At 56.1% G+C, this 3,283-nt stretch carries 3 protein-coding genes; all 3 read right to left on the bottom strand.

The genetic code is table 11. From position 1 onward, the window contains the following. Nucleotides 1–574: lytic transglycosylase domain-containing protein (locus L0H65_RS16880; protein ID WP_301460393.1), on the bottom strand; the 574-nt coding region annotated here is incomplete at its 3' end. A 47-nt stretch (nucleotides 575–621) separates the two neighbouring features. Then, complete coding sequence (locus L0H65_RS16875) at nucleotides 622–831, bottom strand: hypothetical protein (RefSeq protein ID WP_301460392.1); 210 nt, start codon at nucleotides 829–831, stop codon at nucleotides 622–624. Further along, a complete protein-coding gene (locus L0H65_RS16870; RefSeq protein ID WP_301460394.1) occupies nucleotides 828–3,119 on the bottom strand; it encodes a type IV secretion system protein B4 in 2,292 nt (763 codons plus the stop codon). The genes L0H65_RS16875 and L0H65_RS16870 overlap by 4 nt, the downstream gene beginning before the upstream one ends. Nucleotides 3,120–3,283 lie beyond the last annotated feature (164 nt).

The raw sequence follows: 3,283 nt of genomic DNA, 5'->3' as shown, positions 1-3,283 counted from the left end.
TGCCAAACCTGCGCAATTGGATTGTGATGTATTTCGCACCCCCTCGCAGGTTCTGGATGGGATCATTGATGTCCACCCCCATATCGGCGGCAGTTCCCGGCATCAGTTGGGTCAGCCCATAGGCTCCAACCGGGCTGCTGATGGTCACATTAAAGCGGCTTTCTTGTTTGATCAGGGCTTGGAACAAGCAACGAAACTGCGTCGGCGAGAGACCCGCAGAGCTTGCCGCCCCGGCATATTCACCTGCCACCTGCGCAATCATCCGCTCCACCGTTTCGCGGGCATCACCAAAGAGCCGGGCGTCCAACGACCCCGTTGGCGTGGCTGGATAGACCTTGTTGGCCCCAAGATCACCACTACTTTCCATCGCGGCAATGTCATATCCCGGCCCGCTGATCGCGGCGGTCATTTTTTCTAAGGTTGCAAGTTGTTCAGACTCAATCTCGGCTAAGGTGTTGCGCGTGTCCGCCTTGTCCTGCTGTACGCCAAAATCTTTTGCTTGCTGCGCCAGCTTTGCAATCTGCTTTGCAAGACCCGCGCCATCAATCACCGGCACGCCTTGGGCCACGGCCATAGGCGCCGCCATGGCCGTGAACAGGGCTGATGAAAGCAAAACCTGTTTCACGCGCTCACCCCGATAGGGCGAAACGTGCAGTTACCGGTGCCAGCCTTTTGCTTCGCTGGCGACACGAAGCGCAGGGCCGGAATATAGGCGGCATTGGTCGCCATAACGTGCCCATTCCGGCCAAAGCAGGGCGAGATTTTATTGGTGTAGCTTTCACATGATGCCAGAGTGCCGAGCAGCAAAATGGCGATAAGAATGCGGGTCATTTATTCCAAAACCTTTCTCGTGTGCGCCAGCCTTCACCGGCATAAGTCTCGCCGGTGGCACCACCGCCCAAAATGGGCAACAATGCGCCAAGAGCACTCAAATCTGCGTTGATAAACACGCTTTCACCCCCCGACCGGATCAGCGCTGCGCGGGACCCAAACACCGGCTGCACCATCAACTCGGCCTCTTTCTCATTAAGACGTAAAAACCGATAATCTGCGGCCTCGGCTTTCGGGTTTGGAAACAGGATTTGCGTTGAAACCGTCTCCACAATGGTCTTGCCAACATGTGACTTTTCCAATTGCGACGGCAGCTGTGTCATCATGATCACCACGCAATTGAGTTTGCGTAGCGTCACTAACCAGTTTTCCAATCGCGCCCCGAAATAAGCGTCGTTGAGCAGCTTCCACGCCTCGTCGAGCACGATGATTGTTGGTTTTCGGTCTTCGACCACCCGTTCAATTTGGCGAAAAATATAGGACAGAACGGCGGTGCGTTCGGTTTCCATATCCAACAACTCGGTCATGTCAAAACCAACAATGTCGCCTTTGACATCCAAACTGTGACCGGCATCATTCCCGTCAAAAACCCAGCCGAAGCGGCCACCTGGGCCCCATTCCGCGATCCGGCTCTGCAGCTCGTCGTCATCGTCTAAGGATCGAAACAACTGCTCAAACCCTGCAAAATTCTGCAGGTTTGGGTTGGCATCAGCATTTTGGCGAATGGCCAATTGCAAATGCCGCGCTTGTTCACCACTCAGCGGGCCTTGGCGCGACATCAGCGTCGACAGCCAATCTGACAACCACGCCTTGCCGCGCGCATCTGTCTCGGTTTTCAGCGGGTTCAGGCCGGTTGGCACCCCGGCACGGATTTGATTGTAGCTGCCACCAAGGGCGCGCACTGCCATTTCTAAGCCTTGGTCCTTGTCGAAAAAGAACAAGCGCGTACCGACACGCCGCGCCTGCGCCGTCAGAAACGCGGTTGTAAAGGTCTTGCCGGACCCCATTGTGCCAAGCACGATTGTATGACCAGCAGAAGGTTCCTTTTTGGGATCACCTGCTTCATGGAAGTTGAAGCGATAGCCGGAGGAGCCGACCGATGGAAAGACCGTGATGTTTTGGCCCCAGGGACTGCTGCTCGGCAGCCGACCTTCAACCGTGCCATGCAGGGCCGCAAAATCGGCAAAGTTTTGCGATGATATTGGCGCTTTGCGTGCACGGTAGGAAAAGTTACCGGGATGCTGCGCAAAATAGGTCGCTTTGAGCGCCATGTGTTCGCGCACCAGCACAATAGAGGATTCCTGCGCAATCCGTTTGATTTGCGCGACCCCTCTTTCCAGCAACTCGGTGCTGTCAGCATAAGCCGCGATGGACAGGTGATGATCGCCAAAGGCAATACGACCGGACTCCATATCATCGGCTGCCACTGCGAGTTGATCGCGCAACGATACCGCCGCATCATCCGCCGCCCGCATTTGGCGAATGGTGCGCTGAATCTGCTCCAGCATGATATTATTGGGGGTGGGCGAGAAAGTGTTGGTCACCACAACATCAATCGGCAGATCCAGCGCGTCCAGCATGGAGACATCCGTGGCCGAAGGGTAGGTTTTGACTGCGAAGGTAGCACCATAGCGGGCGGCACCCGTCACTTCATCGCGGATGATCACGCTGCCGCGCTCAAAGATCGCCCGGCAATTGCTGGCCTGAGAGGCAAGCGTGGTGAACGTCGCACTTTGAGCGATGGGCACGAAGGCCCCGGAGTTGAGCGCGGCCAAAAGCCCAAGCCATTCGCCGCCCGCCCGCGTCAGACGGATGGGACGGGCGGGAGCCAAAGCTTCCTCAAAGAAATTCATCACTTCATTGAGTTTGCCAATCCGCTCCTGTCGGTCGTTCAGATAATTCCGGTGAGCGAATTTGCGTAAGATCGGCAGGCGCGCGCCAAGGTTTGGACGTTTGATCACCGTTAGATAAAGCCGCAGCTTTTTTGGCTCCAGTGCTTTGATATGGGCCTGCCAAAGTCGGTCAATCTCTGCGGCGAAGTCATCACCATCGACCGGCACCAGACCAAAAGACTGCGGCACGGAAATGCGGTGGACATAAAAGCCAAAACTACTGCCCATTAATGCGATGATTGCCGCCACCGCACGCTTGAGCGCGTCGAGGTCCGCATCCGGCGTCGTCATTGGATTGACGCCGTCAAACCGCAGTGTCGCCATCAGATCCCCTTGCTTGAGCATCATGATCTGATCATCGACGTAATTGAGATAGGGCATATGCTGCGACAGCATTGCTTCTTGCAAAAAGGGGCCCGCGTCCAATCTGCGCAAAGTGGGGGTGGTGCGGCCCAAGGCCGTGCCATCAAGAGCCAAAACTATCGCCCCCCCAATATGCCGAGTTTTTCGTGCCACGGACTTTGCCGTAAGAGACGCGAAGAACCTCAAAGAACTTAGGC

This window comes from Pseudorhodobacter sp., from assembly GCF_030452865.1.
Taxonomy (GTDB): domain Bacteria; phylum Pseudomonadota; class Alphaproteobacteria; order Rhodobacterales; family Rhodobacteraceae; genus Pseudorhodobacter.
Note: the sequence above shows the minus strand (reverse complement) of the source record. Positions and strands in the feature narration are given on the sequence as shown.